This window comes from Streptomyces rimosus subsp. rimosus (assembly GCF_000720725.1).
Taxonomy (GTDB): Bacteria; Actinomycetota; Actinomycetes; order Streptomycetales; family Streptomycetaceae; genus Streptomyces; species Streptomyces rimosus_A.
In genome coordinates, this window is the sequence record NZ_JOCQ01000059.1 from 24376 (window position 1) to 44192 (window position 19817).

3 protein-coding genes are annotated in these 19817 nt (G+C 74.1%); all 3 read left to right on the plus strand.

All coding sequences use genetic code 11. The features are described from left to right. Nucleotides 1-399: 399 nt before the first annotated feature. From IH45_RS0127000 to IH45_RS0127015, 3 genes are read left to right on the plus strand one after another with little or no spacing between them, the layout of a single operon-like run. Nucleotides 400-1680 carry an aromatic ring-hydroxylating oxygenase subunit alpha gene (locus tag IH45_RS0127000; RefSeq protein ID WP_234440688.1) on the plus strand — a complete coding sequence of 427 codons (1281 nt, stop codon included), beginning with the start codon at nucleotides 400-402 and terminating at the stop codon, nucleotides 1678-1680. Next, complete coding sequence (locus IH45_RS1000000148110; protein WP_032918481.1) at nucleotides 1677-10841, plus strand: type I polyketide synthase; 9165 nt, start codon at nucleotides 1677-1679, stop codon at nucleotides 10839-10841. Before IH45_RS0127000 ends, IH45_RS1000000148110 begins: the two co-directional genes overlap by 4 nt. Next, nucleotides 10838-19813, plus strand: a complete 8976-nt coding sequence (locus IH45_RS0127015) for an SDR family NAD(P)-dependent oxidoreductase (protein WP_030673763.1) — start codon at nucleotides 10838-10840, stop codon at nucleotides 19811-19813. Before IH45_RS1000000148110 ends, IH45_RS0127015 begins: the two co-directional genes overlap by 4 nt. The last annotated feature ends 4 nt before the right edge of the window (nucleotides 19814-19817 follow it).

Here is a 19817-nt window from a genome sequence, read left to right on the forward strand (position 1 = left end):
GAGCGGGCGCCGGGTGCGTCGGCACCCGCACCCCGGGCACCACGGGCCGCGCAGAGTGTGCGGCGGGGTCCGTGCGGAGTGTGCGCCGAGATCCGTACGCAGCGTGCCGCGTGGCGACGGAGCGCCCGCGGGCCGCGGCGGGCCGCCGCACGAGCGCTGTGGTGCGCCCCTGCTGCCGGCCCGCCGATCCTCGCCCCCGCCTCTCCCTTCCGTCTTTCCGTACCGGCCCCCGGGCCCGGCCCGGCTTGCCGCCGTACCCGGAGCTGCGCAGGCGCCCGTTGCCCGCTGCTCGCTGCCCAACGGCCTTGGGCGCAGGCGCTCCGGCGCCCCGTCCACACGGCCCGTGGCCGGGCCTCCGCCACAGACTTCCACGCACCTCACCCTGAGGGAGCTCACCAGATGACGCGCGCGTCCAGCATGTTCGACCTGATCGGCAAACAGCCGGAGGACAGGCCCTACTTCGAGTCCGGCGGCATCGGCCGGTCACACGACTTCTACACCGGGGAAGAGCAGTACCGGCGGGAGATGTCCCGCATCTACGGCCGGCACTGGCTCCCGGTGGACCATGTCTCACGCCTCGGGGAAAAGGGCTCCTACAGCACCCTGAACATCGGCAGCGGGTCCGTCCTGCTCCTCCACGGCGACGACGGCATCCAGGCGTACCACAACTACTGCCGGCACCGGGGCTACAAGCTCGTGGAGGAGGCCAGCGGGAAGCGGCAGAGCCTCGTCTGCCTCTACCACTGCTGGGTGTACGACCGGAACGGCAAGCTCAAGAGCCTCAACGGCACCTACTTCGACCACTTCTTCGACAAGGAGAAGAACGGTCTGCTGCCCGTACGCACCGAGATCCGGCACGGCGTCGTCTTCATCACCTTCAGCGACGACGCCCCGGACCTCGACGACGCCCTGGGAGAGTTCGGGGAGTTCGCGCGCGTCTACGAACTCGCCGACCTGGAGTGCGTCCAGGCCAAGGACTACCCGGTCGCCTCGAACTGGAAGCTCGTCGCGCACAACGTCAACGAGAGCCTGCACTTCCCGACCGCGCACAAGGACCTGCACCGCATCACCGACTTCGACGACGCGGGCACCTACGACCTCAAGGGCGACATCGTCGGGGCCTGGCAGTCCATCCGGGGTGGCTTCAACTCCGTATCGATGACGGGACACAGCCGGCGCACGCCGCTGCCGCGCGTGCCCGAGGCCGACCGGCAGCGGATCAACTGGATCACCATCCTGCCCAACCTGCTGTTCGGGTTCACGGCCGACTACGTGATGATGCAGTGGGTCTGGCCGGAGAGCCCCGGCACCTGCTTCGTACGGCACTTCTGGCTGTTCCACCCCTCGGAGACCGCCAAGAGCGACTTCTCCCACGAAGCCGTGTTCGCCCTGTGGGACAAGGCGAACCACGAGGACTGGGAGATGTGCGAACGCACCCACCGCGGTCTGTCCAACCCGTCGTGGACCCCCGGCCAGCTCTCGCTCGACGAAGAGGTCGTCTCGCAGATCGACTCCTGGGTCGCCGCCCGGACCACGGACCCGGCCCAGGACGCGGCCGGCACCCACGGCCTCCACGGCACCCCCGGCACACCGGATACGGAACGCCCCGGCACGCCGGATACGGAACGCACCGGCCCGGCCCGCCCCGCCGAGCCCTCCGCGGCCAAGGGGCGAGCATGACGACCACCTGTTACATCATCGGGGGAACCCGGGTCCTCACCCGGTGCGCCGCACGGCTGCTCGACGCGGGCGTACGCATCGAGGGCATCCTCAGCGACGACCCGGCGGTCGTCACGTGGGCGGGCGAACACGCCGTACCGGTGCTCGACCCGCGCGGTGACCTGGCGGCGACGCTGGCCGGGCGGAAGTTCGACTACCTGTTCAGCATGGTCAACTTCCGCATCCTGACCGCGGACGTCCTGGGCCTGCCCGAGGTCGCGGCGGTCAACTTCCACGACGGCCCGCTGCCCCGCTACTCCGGCAGCAACGTCCCGGCCTGGGCCCTGTACGAGGGCGCGACCCGGCACGCGGCGACGTGGCACCGGATGACGGAGGCCGTGGACGCCGGCAGCGTCCTGCTCGAACGCTGGTTCCCGGTCCGCGAGCACTCCACCGCGCTGTCGCTGACGTACGAGACCGCCGAGATCGGCATCGAGCTGTTCGAGGACCTCGTCCCGTACGTCGTGGCGGGCACCCTGCCCGACGCGGTCGACACGGGTGACCGTGAGCGGCGGTTCTACCGACGGTCCGCTCGCATGGCCTCCGGCGGCCTCATCCACGCCGGTACGCCGGCCGCCGAGGCCGCGCGGATCTCCAAGGCCCTGGACTACGGCAGCTTCCCGAACCCGCTCGGCGTACCCACGCTCGTCACCGCCCAGGGCGCCGTCTTCACCCGGCAGGTCAGGCTCGTGCCCCGGGACGAACCCCGCACGGACACCGTCGTGCGGTCGGTGACCACCTCGGCGCTGACCCTGTCCGCACCCGACGCCGACCTGGTGTTCAGCGACTTCGCCGCCGTCGACGGAAGCGCCCTCAGCGGACAGGCCGCCGCACAGCGGCTCGGCGCCACCGAAGGCGCCCCGCTGCCCCCCGTCGACGGAGACCGGCTCGCCGCCATCACCGCCGCCCAGCGGCCACTGCGGTCCCATGAACCGTGGTGGCGGGCGCGACTGCTGGACCTGCGCCCGGTGCCGCTGCCCGTCGACGACTTCAGCGCCGGCACGGCGCACTACGGCCGCTACGAGCTCGCCTACGTCCCGTCCTCCCACGAGGAGGCGACCGGCGTCGTCCGTGCCTTCCTGAAGGCCGTGGCCGAGCGCGCGGGCGAGCGGAGCTTCGACTTCGCCTGGTCGCCGTCGGCCGCCCGGTTACGGGCCGAGGAGACCCACGGCATCGCCGCCGCGCGCTTCCCCGTACGGTTCGACGGCGACAGCGTCCCCGCACTGCGCCACAAGCTCGACGAGGCCACTGCCCGGCACGGCTACGCCGTCGACCTGGAGGTCCGGCTCGGTCTCGCGGGACGCCCCCTGGGCTCCGGGGAGCCGACGTTCACCAACGTCATGGTCCTCGAACGCGGCGCGGGGGAGGAGGCTTCGGCCGAACCGCACACCGAGATCGCGCTGCTGTGCCTGCGGGACGGCCCGCCGGCCGTCTTCATCCGCGAGACCGCGATGGGGGGCGACGAGGCGCTGGAGTTCACCGAGCGGGTCGAGGACCTGATCCTTGCCGCCCTCCTGCACGGCGATGACAAGCGGCCCGTGCCCCGGGCCGACGCCGCACCGCCTGACGCCGGGAAGACGGCGGCAACGGGCCGTGCCACCGTGCTCGACCTGTACGCCGCCGTGGCCGCCGGCCGGCCCACGGCCACCGCCGTCCGCAGCGGCACCCGCACCCTCGACTACGCCGCCCTGGACGCCTGGGCCGACGCCATCGCCGCACGTCTGCACGACCAGGGAATCGAGTCCGGATCGGTGGTCGGTGTCCTCGTCGAACGGGACATCGGCCTGATTCCCGCCCTCCTCGGCGTCCTCCGCTCCGGCGCCGCCTTCCTCCCGCTCGACCCGGCGTACCCCGTGCAGCGGCTGCGGGGATACACCGAAGCGGCGCGGTGCGACCTGATCCTCACCGACCGCACCACCCACGCCCTCGGCACGCTGCTGGGCACCGCCCTGCCCGTACCGGAGGCGGACGGGTCCGCTCCGGCCGTGCCGCCGCGGGTCACCGCCGACGACCTGGCCTACCTGCTGTTCACCAGTGGATCCACGGGCACCCCCAAGGGCGTGGAGATCGAGCACGGGGCGCTCGCCAACTTCCTCACCGGCATCGGCGAGCGGCTGGGCTCCTCGGACCAGGACGTCGTACTCGCCCATACGACGGTCGCCTTCGACATCTCCCTGCTGGAACTCCTGCTGCCGTTGACCGTCGGCGGCACGGTCGTCCTGGCCTCCCGCGAGGTGGCGCGCGATCCGCGACGCCTGGCCGAACTGGCCGGCGAGGTGACCGTCGCCCAGGCCACACCGAGTATGTGGCGGCTCCTGCTGGCCACCGGATGGACCCCGTCCGCGCAGCTCACCGTCCTCTCGGGCGGCGAGGCCCTGCCGCGGAGCGTCGCCGGGAGCCTGCACGCCTCGGCCCGGGCCCTGTGGAACCTGTACGGCCCCACCGAGGCCACCATCTGGGCCTCCGCCCACCGCGTCACCACCGTGGACACCTTCGTCCCGCTCGGCGCGCCGCTGCCGAACACCTGCCTGCACGTGCTGGACGAGCGGCTGGAGCCGTGCGCGCCCGGTACGACGGGCACGCTGTGGATCTCGGGCGCAGGACTCGCCCGGGGGTACGCCCACCGGCCCGATCTCACGGCGGACGCCTTCACCGTCCACCCCGGCACCCGGACGCGCCTCTACCGGACCGGTGACGAGGTGCGGCTGCACGCCGACGGCGCCATCGAATGGCTCGGCCGCGTCGACGCCCAGGTCAAGGTGCGGGGCAACCGCATCGAGCCCGCCGAGATCGAGCAGGTGCTGGAACGGGTCCCCGGGATCACCGCGGCGGTTGTCGTCGCCGCCCGTTTCGAGGGCCGGGGCGAACCCCGGCTGACTGCCTACCTGGTCGGCGACGACCTGCCGGCGCGGGCCCGGCTGGACGAGTCCGTCGCCGCCGCGCTGCCCGAGTACATGGTGCCGGACGCGTACGTACGGATCGACGCGCTGCCCCTGACCGACAACGGAAAGGTGGCGCGGGCCCGGCTGCCGTTGCCGGGGCGCGACACGGTCCTGCACGCCGAACCGGTGCCCGCACCGGCCGCTCCCGGGGCCGGACGGGTCACCGCGTCCGGAACCGCCACGGCGGCCCCGCTGACCGGAGAAACGCCGGCCGAGTTGATCGCCCGCGTCTTCGCCGACACCGTGGCACAGCCCGGGTTCACCGTGGACGCCAACTTCTTCGACTTCGGCGGCGACTCGGCCACCGTCACCATCGCTGCCGTACGCCTCAGCCGCGAGCTGGGCACCGAGGTCACCGCTCCGTCGATCTTCGCGACCGGGACCCCGGCCAAACTGGCCCGGCTGCTGGCGGACGAGGGCCTGGTACGGATCACCGAGCCGGAAGCGGAGCCGGGGGCGCGCACCCCCGTACCCCAGGACGCGCGGACGGCGGACCCCGACGGTGCGCTGGCCGTGATCGGGATGGCGTGCCGGTTCCCCGGTGCCGCCACTCCGGACGAGTTCTGGCGCAATCTGGTCAACGGCGTCTCCAGCGTCGGTGACGCGCCCGCGGGCCGGCGCGGCTGGGCCCACCTGTGGGCCGCGGCCGAGGCCGACGAGGTGCGGACGGGCTGGGTCGAAGGAGTCGAGTACTTCGACCCGGGACGCTTCGGCCTCACCGACCGCGAGGCCCGGCGCCTGGATCCCCTGCAGCGCATCCTGCTGAGCGTCACCGCCGAAGCCCTGGAGGGCAGCGGCCACGATCATGCGTCGCTCGGCGGTGCCACCGGCGTCTTCATCGGCACGATCGCGAGCGACTTCCCGGACCTGGTGACGCGGAGCATCGGCCACGACGACCCGCACGTGGCCACGGGCACCGCGATCTCCATGGTCGCCAACCGGCTGTCGCACGTCTTCGACTGGTCGGGACCGAGCCTGGCCGTCGACACGGCGTGTTCCTCGTCCCTCGTCGCCCTGCACCAGGCCGCGGTGCACCTGCGGTCGGGCGATGTCGACGCGGCCGTCGTGGGCGGGGCGAACCTGATCCTGACGCCGGACAAGACGCGCGCCTTCGCCCGCAACGGCATGCTGTCCCCGCAGGGCGTGTGCCGGGCCTTCGACGAGGGCGCCGACGGTTACGCGCGCGGCGAGGGCTGCGGCGTGGTCATCCTGAAGCGGCTCGCGGACGCCCGGCGGGACGGGGACCCGGTCCTCGCGGTGATCCGTGGCACCGCCGTCAACCACACGGGTGGCAGCGCGGGCTTCCTCACCGCGCCCAGCAGGCCCGCCCAGACGGCAGTGCTGCGCGGGGCACTCGCGGCAGCCGGGGTCGCCGCCGGGGACATCGGCTATGTCGAGGCACACGGCACCGGCACCCGGTTGGGCGATCTCACCGAGCTCGAAGCGCTGCACGCGGTCCTCGGCACTGAGGCCACGCACCCGGTCGCGGTGGGATCGGTGAAGACGAACATCGGCCACCTGGAGCCCGCCTCCGGCATCGCCGGGCTCATCAAGACGGTGCTCGCGCTCCAGGCCGGGAGCATCCCGCCGTCCCTCAACTTCACCACGGCGAACGCCTCCTTCGACTTCGCGGCCTCACCGCTGTTCGTCGCCGACCGGCCGCTGCCCTGGGAGGGCCCGCGGATCGCGGGCGTCAGCAGCTTCGGCTTCGGCGGCGCGAACGCCCATGTGGTGGTCGAAGCCGCTCCCCGCGCCGCGGAGGACACCGCGGACCGCGACCGGCTGCCCCGGCTGCTGACCCTGTCCGCGGGGTCGGACGCGGCGCTGCGCACCCTGGCGCACCGCCTCGTGCTGATGCTGGACTCCCCGTACTGCCCGTCGCTCACGTCGCTCAGCGAGGCGAGCCGCAGACGTCCGGCTGCGGCACACCGGCTCGCCTGCGTCATCGACAGTCCGGAACAGCTCGGCGACAAGCTGCGGCTGTTCCTGGCCGGCGTCGAAGACGTCCGCTCCCTTCACCTGGGGGCGGCCGACGGCACCGGGCGTACGGAGACGGTGCCGGTCCGGGACGGGGCGGGCCGGGCCGAACTCGATGCGCTGGCGCGGCAATTCGTGACCGGCGCGGACCTCGGCACCGGGCCGGGCCGGGCGGGCGTACGCTTCCCGACCGCGCCGCACGACGAGAAGTACCTCTGGCTGGAGCCGGCCGGGCAGCCGCAGCCGACGCCCCCGGCCGCGGTCCGGCCCCCGGGTACTCGTGACGTGGCCGACACCTCCGGCCGTACCACCGCCGTATGGACGGAACTCCCCGAGACCGCCGGGCACCTGGTCCTCGGCAGGCCGACCCTGCCCGGGGCGGCCTATCCCGGCAAGGTGGCCGAGCTGGTCGGACGGCAGCGGTTCGGACTGCGCGACCTGACGTTCCGCGGGGCCGTCGAGGCGCCCGCGTCCCTGTCGGCCGAACACGACGGAGCACGGGTCGCGTTCCGTGACGGCAACGGCGCCCTCGTCTGCACCGCCGAACTGACCGCACCGGAACAGCCGGCCCTGCTCGCCCCGCCGTCCGGCGAGAACTTCACGACGGTCGAAACCGGCGCGTTCTACCGTACGTTCGAGCGCGCCGGGCTGTCCTACGGGCCCGCCTTCCGGACCGTCACCGCGCTGTCCACCGCACCCGGGCAGGCCACGGGCGAGCTTCGCGCCGCGGCCGAATCCGACGGCGTGGTCGACGCGCGGCTTCTCGACGGGGCCTTCCAGGTCGCCCTTGCCGCGTGTGGCGCCCAGGGCCTGTACGTTCCGTTCGCCGTCGAACGGCTCACCGTGCTCGGCCCGGTCCCGGCAACCGCCCGCGTCCACGCCCGGCAGGAGCGGGAATCCGGCCCAGGCTCCGGCCTGCTGACCGCCGGCCTGGTGATCCTCGACGGCGACGAGCCGGTGCTGGAAGCCCGCGGCATCACATGGAAGCGGCTGTCGGGTGCGCTGTGGGCCGGTACCCCGGGGCCCGGTACGGCACGCGGCGTCGGTGCCGGCCCAGGCCGGCCGTCGGTCCCGGCCGCCGGGAACAACGGTCACCGCGCCGGGCCCGGTACGGGACGGGGCGACGGCCTCGACGCCGCCCTGGCCCGTTGGGTGGCCGAGGCCCTGGAAACGGGGCTCGACGAGCTCGAACGGGACCGTCCGTTGCAGGAGCAGGGGCTCGATTCCGTGCTGGCCGTCGCGCTGGCGCAGGACCTGCGGGCCAAGCTGGCCGCCGACATCCCCGTGACCCTCGTCCTGGAAACCGGATCGGTCGACCGGCTCGCCGCCGTGCTCCGTGAGGAGTACGGCGTCACCACCGTCCCCGGCGAAGCCGCATACACGGAGGAGCCGGAAAAGCCGGAAGCCGCATACACGGAGGAGCCGGAAGCCGCGTACACGGAGGAGCCGGACGACGCCCCGCGCGGGACGCCGTCGGTCACCGGACAGATCACCACCCCCGCGGCGCCGGCCGGGGACACGGCCGGCCCGGAGCGGCACGACATCGCCGTCATCGGCATCGACGGGGTCTTCCCGAACGCGGTCGACACCGGGGAACTCTGGCGGGTCGTGCTCGACGGCGCGGACTGCCTGAGCGACGTGCCCGCCTCCCGCTGGGACATCGACGCCTACTACGGCACCGACGGCAAGCCCGGCACCGTGTACCTCAGGCGGGCCGGCTTCGTCGACGGACTGACCGACTTCGACCCCGGGTTCTTCCGGCTGTCGCCCGCCGAGGCGCAGTGGATCGACCCGCAGCAGCGGCAGCTGATCCAGTCGGCCTGGCGCGCCCTGGAGGACGCCGGGCTGGCGGGCGCGCCGGACCGTGCCACGGGCGTGTTCGTGGGCGCCAGTTACCAGCACTACCGTGACCTGGTCGTCGACGATGTCGTGGAGACCGCGGCCGGGCTCGGCAACCACAACGCGATCCTCGCCAACCGGCTCAGCTACTTCCTCGACCTGCACGGCCCCAGCATGACGGTCGACACGCTCTGCTCGTCGTCGCTGGTGGCCCTGCACACGGCGGTGCGCAGCATCCGCAGCGGGGAGTGCCGTCAGGCGATCGTCGCCGGCGTGCACATGGGGATGTCGCCCCAGTACTTCCAGCTCGGCTCGCGCCTCAGATCGTTCTCGCCCACCGGCAGGTCGCGTGCCTTCGACGCCGGCGCGGACGGGTTCGTACCGGGCGAGGGAGTCGTGTCGGTCGTGGTGAAGCCCTTGGCGGCGGCGCTGCGCGACGGGGACCGGGTGCGCGGCGTGATCCGCGGGACCGCGGTCAACCACGGCGGCCGGACGAGCGGCCTGACGGTTCCCGGCGGTGCGGGCCAGCAGGAGGTCGTGGCCGCGGCGCTGGCGGACGCGGGGGTCTCGCCGGAGTCGATCGGCCTGGTCGAGGCGCACGGTACCGGCACCGGACTGGGGGATCCGATCGAGGTGGAGGCCCTGACGCGGGCCTGGCGCCGCTTCACGGCGCGGTCGCAGTTCTGCGCGCTGGGTTCCGTGAAGAGCAACATCGGCCACCTGGAACCCGCCGCGGGGCTCGCGGGCCTGGTCAAGGTCCTGTTGGCGCTGGAGCACGGGGTCGTCCCGCCGACCGCGCACGTACGGCGGCCGAACGACCACATCCGCTTCGAGGGAACGCCGTTCTACCTCGCCGACCGGCCCGTCGCGTGGCCGCGTACGGGCGAGCCGCGCCGCGCGGCGGTGAGCGCCTTCGGCATGGGCGGCGTCAACGCGCACGTCATCGTCGAGGAGGCACCGGATGCGCCCGCCCCCGCAGGGCCGGCGCAGGACAGCCACCTTGTACGGGTCACCGGTGCCGACGAGGCCGCCGTGCGCGCCCTCGCCGCCGCCTACGCCGGCCACGTGGCCGGCCTGCCCGAAGACCGGCTGGGCCACGTCGCCTTCACCGCGAACACCGGCCGTGCCGCCCAGCGCCACCGGGTCGCCGTGCACGGGTCCACGGCCCGTGAGCTGGCCGACCGGCTCACCGACGTCGCCTCCGGACGTACGCCCGTGGTCCGGCACACCGGCAAGCCCGCCACCACGGCCTTCCTGTTCACCGGTCAGGGCTCCCAGTACCCGGGCATGGGCCAGGACCTGTACGCCGCGGAACCGTGCTTCCGCGACGCGCTGCACGAGTGCGCCGACCTCCTCGCCCCGCACCTCGACGTGCCGTTGCTCGACCTTCTGTGGGGCGACGCCCGCGATCTGCTGGACCGGACCCGGTACGCGCAGCCCGCCATCGTCAGCGTCGAGGTGGCCCTGACACGGTTCCTGGAAGCCGCCGGGGTACGCCCCGACGCCGTCGCCGGGCACAGCCTCGGCGAGCTGACCGCCGCCTGGGCCGCCGGTGTGCTCTGCCTGCCCGACCTGCTCCGCCTGACCGCCCTGCGCGGACGGCTCATGCAGGACCAGCCGGCCACCGGCGCCATGGCGGTAGTCCACACCGACGCCGACACCCTCGCAGCCGCTCTGCGGGACCACCCCGGCCTGGAGATCGGCGCCTACAACGCGCCCCTGGTTCACACGGTCACGGGCCCTGCCGACGCGCTCGCCCGCTTCCGCGAGGAGACTCCGCACCGTACCCAGGCCCTCGCGACCAGCCACGCGTTCCACTCCGCCGACATGGCACCCGCCGTCGCGCCCTTCGCCGACGCGGTGGCCGCCGTCGCCCTGGAGCCGCCCGCCATCCCGTTCGCGGACACCCGCACCGGAACCTGGCACACGCCGGACTCCGCCGTCGACGCCGGGCACTGGGCCGAGGCCATCCGCCGACCGGTCCGTTTCGCACAGGCACTGACGACCCTCGCCGAGACCGGACCGCAGGTCGTCTGGGAGGTCGGCCCGCACCCCCACCTCACGCCCCTGGCCCGTACCACCCTCGCCGAGCCGCACCCCTTGTGGCTCACCACCCTCCACCGCGGGCGCACGGGTCAGGTCCAGCTCCACACCGCCCTGGCGGCCCACCACAACCGTACCGACGCCGACCTGAACTGGAGCGCGCTCCACGAGGGCAAGCAGCACCGCACGACCACCCTGCCCACCTACCCCTTCCACCGAGAGCCGCTGGCCGCGCCCCCCGCTCGCCGCCGCGTCAGGCCGAAGGCCGACAGCCACCCGCTGTTCGACCGCCACTACGAGCACCGGAGCGAGGCACCGTGACGCACCGAGCCGAGACCTACGAGAAGACCTTCGCGGGACACGAACCGCTCATCGCCCAGCACCGTGCCGCGGACACCGGGCTGCTGCCCGCCGCGGTGCAGCTGGAGATGGCGATGGCGGGCCTCGCCCGGCCCGGGACCGGCTCGCCGCCGGAGCTCACCGACGTGACCTTCCACCGGCCCCTGACCATCGCCGACGACGCGACGGCGGCCGTACGGCTCGATGTCACCCACGCCCCCGACGACCAAGCCCCCGACGACCGCTTCGAGCTGAGCACCATGGTGGCGGGGGAGCGCCGACGGCTGTCCACCGGCCGCGGCCGTCCGCTCTCCCGGAGCTCGGCTCCCGCGTCCGTCCCGCAGGTGACCGGAACCCACCCGGTCACCCCGGACGACCTGTACGAGAGCTGGTCGCGGGCCGGCCTGCGCTATGGGCCCGATTTCCGCACGGTCCGTGAGCTCACCGCCGGGGAGGGCGTCGCCCGCGCCGTCCTGCGCAGCGACGCCGAGCCCATGCCCTGGCTGGCCCACCCCTTGCTGACGGACGGTGTGTTCCAGGTCGTCAGCTGCGCCCTCCAGGACCTCGCGGGAGCGGGCGGACCGCAGCCCATGCTGCCGATCGGTGTCGCGCGCATCGCCGTGTACGCCGACTTGTCGGCGCTGGCGTCCGGAGCCACCGTCCTGGCCCGCCGGACCGGCGTCGAGGGCGCCTACTCGACGGCCGACGCCGTGGTCCTCGGTCCGACGGGCGAGGTCGCCGCGGAATTCGACGGCGTACGGATGCGCCGTACGACGGCGGTCGCCGAGCCTGCGGGGCAGCTGCTCCCGCTCGTCTCCCGCATCCGCTGGCGGCCCGCGCCCGGCCCGGGACGGGAACCGGCGCAGGGCACCTGGGTGGTCCTCCATCACGGCGACACCCTCGGCGAGCTGACGAGTCGTCAATTGCGCTCGGAGGGGGCCCGAGTGGTGGAGGCCCACCTCGGCACGCCCGGCGAGCACCCCGCACGGAGCCGCGACCGTCTCGTCCTGACGCATGCCGACGAGGACGGCTTCCGGCGGCTGTGGGAAGCCGTAGGGGATCCGGTGGCGGGAGTGGTACATCTGTGGAACGCCACCGAGGCGACCGACGACCGGGCCGAGGAGGGCGAACTCGGCACCGGGCTCCACGGGTGCTTCGCCGCCTTGAAGACGCTCGGCGAACGGCAGCGCAAGTCCCGCTTCCTGGTGATGACGCGGCACGCCCAGCCGGTCGCGGACGACGACACACCCGTGCCCGCCCGCGCGGCACTGTGGGGCCTCGTCCGTACGGCGGCCATCGAGTACCCCGGCCTGCGCCCCCGGCTCGTCGACCTCGACGACACCCCCGGCGCGCTCACGGCGGAACTCGGCGACGGCCCCACGGAAGTCGCCTACCGGCATGGCGTACGCCACGAGCCGGTGCGCTCTCCCGAGCGGCGGACCGGCCCGGCGCACCGGGCCGTCAGACCCGGTGGCCGCTACCTCGTCCTCGGCGGGCACGGGGGACTGGGCCTGGAGGTCGCCGGCCGGTTCGCCGCCGAGGGGGCCGGACTCGTCGCGCTCGTCAGCCGGCGTGGCGCGGCGGGCGCGGACGGCGCTCGCCTGGCCGAAGCCGGGGCGGCCGGCTGCACCGTCGTGTCGTACGCCGCGGACGTCACCGTCCCGGGGCAGCTCCGCGACGTGGTGGTACGTATCCGCGCCGAGCACGGCAAACTCCACGGAGTGGTCCACGCGGCGGGCACCCTCAAGGACGGGCTGATCCGGTCCACCACCATCGAGGACGTCACCGCGGTCATCCGGCCCAAGGCGGACGGCGTCCGCGAACTCGCCGCCGCCGTCGCCGGAACGGACCTCGACTTCGCCGTCCTGTTCGCCTCGGTTTCCGGCACCTTCGGCAACCTCGGCCAGGGCGGGTACGCCGCAGCCAACGCCTACCTGGACGCCTTCGCCCATACGCGTGGCGCGCCCTGGCTCAGCGTCGACTGGGGCCTGTGGGGTGAGGTCGGCATGGGCACGGCGGTCGCGGACCAGCTCCGGCGCCGCGGTGTCCGGCCACTGGGCACGGCCGAGGCCCTGGACGCGTTGATCGGCGTCCTGGGAGGCGACGCCCGCCAGGTGGTCATCGCCCACCCCGACGGCACGGAAACCGGCCCGCAAACCGGCCCGGAGCGCGACGGCCCGGAACGCGACGGCCCGGAACGCGACGGCCCGGGCGACGTGCACGCCGTGGCCGGCCGGGAGCGGGTGGCGGACGAGCTGGAGAACTTCCTCGCCGAACGGCTCGGCGTGACACCCTTCGACCGCCGGGTTCCCCTGGCCGACTACGGCATGAGCTCCATCATGAGCGTCGAGCTGTCGGAAGAGCTGTCCCGCCGGTGGGACCTGCACCTGCCGGCCACCCTCTTCCTGGAGCACGGCGACTTCGCGGACCTCGCCCAGGCGCTGACGGACCGGTACGGCGCGGCCGGCGCGGTACGGGCACCGGCCGCCCGGGCCCCCCGTGAACCGGTGGCACCGGACGCCCCGGAAGCGCGGGAGCCCGAGCCGGCTCCGGCCGCCCCTCCCCGGCGACCGGACACCGGGCCGCGCACGGACGTGGCCGTGGTCGCCATCTCCGGCGACCTGCCGGGAGCACCCGACGTCACCGGCCTGTGGCCACTGCTGCGCGCCGGCCGGCACGCGTTCACCGAGATCCCGGCCGAACGGTGGGACATCGACACGTACTTCGAAGCGCGCGGCCCCCACATGACCGGGACCTACTGCCGTATCGGCGCCTTCCTCGACGACATCCACCGCTTCGATCCGTCGTTCTTCGGGATCTCCGTACGCGAGGCCGGGGAGATGGACGCCCAGCAGAAGCTGCTGCTCGAACACGCCTGGTCGGTACGGGACGAGAGCGGGCTCGCCGGCCGCCGCGACATCGGCGTCTTCGTCGGCGCCACGTACACCCACCACCGGGACGCCCGGGGCCTGGACACCGTCGGACCGCACACCGCGCTCGGCTCGCTGAACGCCGTGCTGGCCAACCGCATCTCCTACGCGCTCGACCTGACGGGCCCGTCGCAGACCGTCGACACCCTGTGCTCCTCCTCCCTCGTCGCCGTCCAGCACGCGGTCGCCGCGCTGCGCGCCGGGACCTGCGCCGCCGCGATCGTGGCCGGCTGCCACGTCGGGCTCACCCCCTGGTACTACCGCAGCCTCAGCCAGCTCGGCGCGCTGTCCACGACCCGGCCGCGTCCTTTCGACGACCGGGCCGACGGTTTCGTCCCCGGAGAGGGGGCGGTCGCCGTCATGCTCAAGCCTCTCGCGGACGCCGAGCGCGACGGTGACCGGATCTGGGGCGTGATCCGCGGCGCGGCGGTCAACCACGGCGGCCGCGGCAGCGCCCTGCCCGTACCCCGCGGCGAGGCCCAGGCCGCCGTCATCCGCGCCGCCCTGGCCGATGCCGGCGCGGCCCCGGCGGACCTCTCCCTGATCGAGAGCCACGGCACGGCGACCCGGCTGGGCGATCCGATCGAGATCGCCGCGCTCACCGAGGTGTTCGGTGCCGACCCGGGCCGCCGCGCGCCCCTCCACCTCGGCTCGGTGAAGGCCAACGTCGGACACCTGGAACCGGCCGCGGGACTCGCCGGGCTGGTCAAGGTCCTGCTGTGCCTGCGCCACGGGGAGATCCCGCCCCTCGCGGGCTTCGAGACGCCCGGAGCGCACCTCGATCTCACCGGCGTGCCCTTCGTGATCCCGACGGAACCGCTGCCGTGGCACTCGGACGGTCCGCGCCGTGCGGGGATCAGCGCCTTCGGCATGGGGGGCACCAATGCGCACATCGTCGTGGAGGAGTACCCCGCCGCACCGTACGCGCCGGACACCTCCGTACCGGCCGGCCTGGACGAACATCTCCTGCTCCTGTCCGCGCACACGCCGCGGGACTTGGTCCGGCGCGCCGCCGACCTGGAGCGGCTTCTGCGCGCCGAGCCCTCGGCCGTGGGCGCGCTGTGCCGCTCGGCCGCTGTGGGACGCGACCACCTGCGGTACCGCGTCGCGGTCCTCGGCTCCACGGCCGACGCCCTGCTGGCCGGACTGACACGGGCCGCGGGCCGGGCTGGCGAGGCCGCGGGGACCGTCCTGCGCGACGGCGCGGTCCTGGAGCACGGAGCCCGTACGGCCGGCACCGCGCTCGCGGCCCGGCTGGCCCGTTTCACACCGCACACCCCTGAACGGCTCGCTGACCAGCTCCGCGCCCCGGACGACCGGCTGAGCACCGGACTGGCCTTCTTCCACGTCGGCGGCGGGACCGTCGACTGGAGCCAGGTGTACGAGGGGACGCCGGCCCGGCGGATCACCCTGCCGCCCTACCCCTTCCGGGCCGCGCCCCCGCGGGCACACGCCCCGGAAGCGGAAGACGCCGACGATCCGGCTGACATCGTGCACCGGCTGAGCCGCGCCCACCGCGTCTTCGCCGAGGAGACCCTGCCGGGCGCATTGCCGCTGGCCGTGGCGCTGCGGACCACCGGCGTACTGCGGCGGGTCGAGTTCGTGAGCCGGGGCACCGGACTCCACGCCCTCACCAGTGATCTGGACGATCCCGCCCGCACCGGGCCGGTCACGTTCCGGTTCGGTGACCGGATCGTCGCCCGCCTCGAAACGGGCCGCGCGGACGAGGCCGCGGACGCGACGGCCGGCGACCACGACATCGACGCCCTGCGCGCGGAGCTCGACCGGACACTGGAACCCACGGGCCTGTATGCCTGGTTCGCGGCCAAGGGCATGGACCTGTCGGCGCCGCTGTGCTCCCTCGCCGAGATACGTTTCGGGCCCGCCCGGGTGCTCGCACGGCTCGACGCGCCCGACGGCGGGCGGCTGGAGAGCGCCGTGGTCGCCCTCGACGCCGCCCTGCAGAGCATGGCCGTCCTGACCCTGGCCGACCCGGCCGCGGCATCGGCGACGTACCTGCCGGTGTCCATCGGCCGGGTGCTGCGGCGGGATGATCCGGGGCGGACGGCCTATGTGCTGTTCGATGCCGACGGCACCACGCCTGACGGCGTGCGGCGCGGACATGCCACCCTGCTGTCCGCGGACGGCCGGGTGCTGGCGCGCCTTGAGGACGTGGCCTACCGGGCGGTGACGGGGGAAGGCGTACCCGTAGCGGCGGAGGAGCCGGGGCAGGACGTGCGCCGCCCGGCCGTGAGCACGCCTCCACCCGCCGGCGAGGCGGACACCGTCGCCTCCGTGGTCGCCGTCGTGCGCACCGTCCTGCACGATCCGGGTGTCACCCCGACCACCCCGCTGTCCTCCGCCGGACTCGACTCGATGCTCGCGACGGCCGTCGCGGCCGCCATCGAGGAGGCCCACGGCGTACGGCTGAGTCCCACGGACGTCCTGGACGCCGCGGACTGCCGCGCTCTGGCCGTACGGGTCGCCGGGGAGACCGGCGCCGAACCGGCCGGCGCCGAGCGGCCCGACGGACCCGGACGGACCATCACCCCCGCCGAGCCGTCCCCCACCCCCGCCGAGCCCGCCGCCGCAGCCGCACCCGGCCCGGAGGACATGGCCGTCATCGGTTTCGCCCTGGCCCTGCCGGGTGCCCGCAACCCGGCCGAGCTGTGGTCGCTGCTCACCCGGGGAGACACCCGGATCGGCCCCGCACCCGCCCACCGCTGGGGGTCGTACGCGCAGGACGGCGCGACCGACACCGGCGGCTTCCTGGACAACATCGAGGAATTCGACGCCCGCTTCTTCGACTTCTTCCCCAAGCAGGCCGAGGTGCTCGACCCCCAGGCGCGCTGGCTGCTCCGGACGACCTGGGAGGCGCTGGAGTCGGCGGGCCTCCCGCCGCGCCGCGTCCCTCCGGCCACGGGCGTGTTCGTGGGCGCCAGTTATCAGCACTACCGCGACTACAACATCGCCGCGGAACTGGACACGCACAGCGGACTCGGCAACCACAACGCCTTCCTGGCGAACCGGCTCAGCCACTTCCTGGACCTGCGCGGCCCGAGCATGACGGTGGACACCCTGTGCTCGTCGTCGCTGGTGGCCCTGCACACGGCGGTGCGCAGCATCCGCGACGGCGAGTGCGAACAGGCCGTCGTCGCCGGCGTCCGGGTCGCGATGTCGCCGCTGCACTACGTGGCCATGAGGAACCTGCGGGCCCTGTCCCCTTCGGGCAGGTCGCGGCCCTTCGACGCGGCCGCGGACGGGTTCGTGCCGGGTGAGGGCGTGGTGTCGGTCGTGGTGAAGCCGCTGGCTGCGGCCCTGCGCGACGGCAACCGGGTGCGCGGCGTGATCCGGGGGAGCGCGGTCAATCACGGGGGCCGTACAAGCGGCCTTACGGTGCCGAGCGCTCGCGCGCAGGGGGACGTGGTGCTTGCCGCCCTGGAGAACGCGGGAATCCCGCCGGAGACGATCGGGCTGCTGGAGGCGCACGGCACGGGAACGGGGCTGGGTGACCCGATCGAGGTGGAGGGGGTGTCCCGGGCGTGGCGTGGACGTACGGCGCGTGCGCAGTTCTGTGCGATCGGGTCGCTGAAGTCGAATGTCGGTCATCTGGAGCCGGCCGCGGGGCTGGCGGGTCTGGTGAAGTGTCTGCTGGCGATGGAGTACGGGGTGGTTCCGCCGACGCTGCATGTCACGCGTCCCAATGACCACATCCGTTTCGAGGACGTCATCGTCGAAGAACCACCGGCGGTACCGGATCGCGTGCAGGCAGCCGCGGGCAGCCACCTGGTGCGGGTCACCGGGGCCGACGAGGCCGCCGTACGCGCGCTCGCGACCGCCTACGCCGACCACTTCGAGACGGCACGCGACGACTGGGCGGCAGCGGACCTCTGCCACACGGCCAACGTCGGCCGCGCGGCCCTGGAGTTCCAGACGGCCGTCAGCGGTGGCGACGCCGCCGAACTCACAGCGGCGCTGCGCGCCATCGCTGCGGGCAGTGTGCCGATCGCCCGGTCCGACAGCGGCCTGACCGCCGAGCAGATCCTCGGAGCGCCGGTCCCGGCCGGCACGCCTCATGACCACGCCGCTGTCGTCGAGCTGGTGAGGGCCGGATACGCCCACATCGACTGGGCGGCGCTCTCCGCCCCCGGAGCACGGATCGCGGACCTGCCGACCTATCCGTTCGCCGCGCAGAAGCACTGGCACACGCACGAGACCGGCGTACCGGCCGCCCCCGTGGCAGCCGCGCCCGCAACCGCAGTCATCGACGGCGGCCCGGCAGCGGAGACAGTGGTCCGACACCACCCGGAAGCCCTCCGGGTCCAGTGGCGGGAAAGTGAACTACCGCCTTCCAGCAGCCAGTTGTTTCATGCATCGGTGCGCATCATCACCGCGGACCCCGCCCTGCGGAACGCGCTCACGGCGGCTCTCCGGGACCGGGGCGCCGCCGTCGCGGAAGACGGGCCCGGCGCGGACACGATCATCGCGGTGGGCAGCCCGGGCCCGCAGGCCGACGAGCCGTCCGGCCTGAGTGCCTTCTGGGCCGAACTCCGCGAGCACGTCTCGGCGTTGCCCGCGCACGGCATGCTGATCCGGGCGCTGCACCACGGCGTGGCCGTGCACGCGGCGGAGCGCGAACAGCTCCGTCCGGAGGCCGCGGCCATGGCCATGGCGGTTCGGGCGACCTGCGCGGAGAGCCGGAAGCGCTCCGCGGTCATCGACCTGGACCCCGCGGACGCGACCGAGGCCCGGGCCCGGCAGCTCGCCGCCGAGTACACGGCTCTGCTCCACCGTGCCGACGGCGACCCGGCCGCGGACGTGCCGTCCGACACCTTCGCCGCCTACCGAAACGGCGTCAGGTACGTGCCGACGATGACCGCCGCCGCGCCCGGCCCGTCGTACGAGCCGTCCGCCGCGGGGTACTACCTGGTGACCGGCGGGCTCGGCGCAGTCGGACGGCACCTGGTCCGGCGGCTCGTCGACCGGGGAGCGCGGCACGTCGGCGTGGTCGGGCGGTCCGTGCTCGACGAGGCCCGCTCCGTACTGCTGCGGGAAGCGTCGGGGCAGGCCGAGCTGCGGTATGTGCCCTGTGATGTCTCGGACGCGGCCGCCCTGGCCGCCGCGGCGCGGGAGTTCGGGGCCCGCTGGGGCCGCTTGCTCGGGGTCGTGCACTGCTCCGGCGGGGCCAACCCGTTCGGTGCCATGCACCGCAGGCGCTGGGACGACGCCGCGCGGGTGATCGCCCCCAAGGCGGCCGGTTCGCTGAACGCCGTACGCCTGGCCCGGACGCAGGGCGCCGACTTCGCGGTGCTGGTGTCCTCGATCGCGGGCACGCAGCCGCGGGCCGGCCGGGGCCTGGTCGACTACAGCCTGGCCAACGCCTACCAACTCGCCCTGGCCGAGCGCGAGAACGGCGGCCCCACCACGGTCACCGCGCACGCGTGGCCCAACTGGACGGGCACCGGCATGGAGGCGGACGCGTCCTACTCCGCCGCGCACTCCCTGGACGCCGACGAGGCGGCGGACGCGTTCCTCGACCACGTACGGTCCGGCGGTGCGGTCGTCTTCCCCGGCAGCGCTCCCGCCCCGCCGGAGCGGACCGCGATGCCGTCCGCAACGAGCGGCGTGGCCACGCGGATCCGCACGGTGATCCATGCGCCGGCCACCGGCAGCCGGGACCACGAGGTGATGCGCGGACACGTGCGGGACGCCTTCGTACACGTGCTGGGCGAGGACCCGGGCGACCGGCCTATCCAGGCACTGGGACTGGACTCCCTGGTCATCGCCGAACTGACCACCGCCCTGGAGCGGCGCGGGGGCCTCGACGTCGATCCGTCCCTGCTGATGCGGGCCCGCACGGCCGATGACATCGCGGCCGGTCTCGCCGCGGCCGCTCCGGGCCGGACCGCGGCCCCTGCCGAAGAGGCGCCCCCGGTCCGGCCCGCGCCCGCCGACGAGCGTGTCCCGGCCCTGAGCGCCCTGCTGCGGCCGCTGCTCACCCGGGACCGGGACCAGGACCGGTGACCAT